The sequence below is a fragment of the Mycobacterium sp. NGS69 genome, assembly GCF_059812165.1.
In genome coordinates, this window is the sequence record NZ_JCALCD010000026.1 from 1 (window position 1) to 811 (window position 811).

The following is an 811-nucleotide window of genomic DNA, read 5'->3' on the forward strand; positions in this document are numbered from 1 at the left end:
GGGGTCTTGTGTGTTGAGGCGTTGTCGAGGATGACGTGGCAGTCCAGGTCGGCGGGCACTTCGTGGTCGATCTTTTTCAGGAAGGCCAGGAACTCCTGGGAGCGGTGTCGGGCGTGCAAGGAGCCGATGATCTTGCCGCTGGCCAGGTCCAGGGCCGCATACAGGCTCGAGGTGCCGTAGCGAACGTAGTCGTGGCTGGCCCGCGCCGGCGTACCGGGCAGCATCGGAAACACCGGCTGGGTCCGGTTGAGCGCCTGGATCTGGGTCTTCTCATCGACGCAGAGCACCAGGGCACGCTCGGGCGGGTCCAGGTAGAGCCCCACGATGTCGCGGACCTTCGCCACGAACAGCGGATCCTTAGACAGTTTCCACGAATCCTGCTTGTGCGGCGCCAATCCAAACGCGCGCCATACCCGCGAGACCATCGACTGGCTCAACCCGAGGTGGGTGGCCATCGACCGTGTCGACCAGTGCGTGGCATCGGCAGGAGTGCTCTCCAACGTCGTGGTGATCAACGCTTCGATCTGGGCATCGTCAACCATCCGAGGCCTGCCCGGACGCGGCTCGTCGAGCAGCCCATCACAGCGCTGTTCAACAAAGCGGTTACGCCACCGCTGGACCGTTGTCCGTGAGATTCCCATCCGGGTCGCCATGTCGGAATTGGACTCACCGTCAGCGGCCGCCAACACAATTCGCGACCGTAACGCCAACCCCGCAGCACTAGTTCGACGCCGAGCCCACCCCTCCAACTCGGCACGTTCAGCATCGGTCAACACGATCACGGCAGCCTGTGGCATGGGCACAACCCAGC

The 811-nt window shown here is 64.0% G+C and carries 1 protein-coding gene; it reads right to left on the bottom strand.

The features are described 5' to 3' along the window. A partial coding sequence (locus tag AC5Y2S_RS28925) for an IS630 family transposase (RefSeq protein ID WP_499960054.1) occupies positions 1-803 on the bottom strand: 803 nt, incomplete at its 3' end. Positions 804-811: the final 8 nt, after the last annotated feature.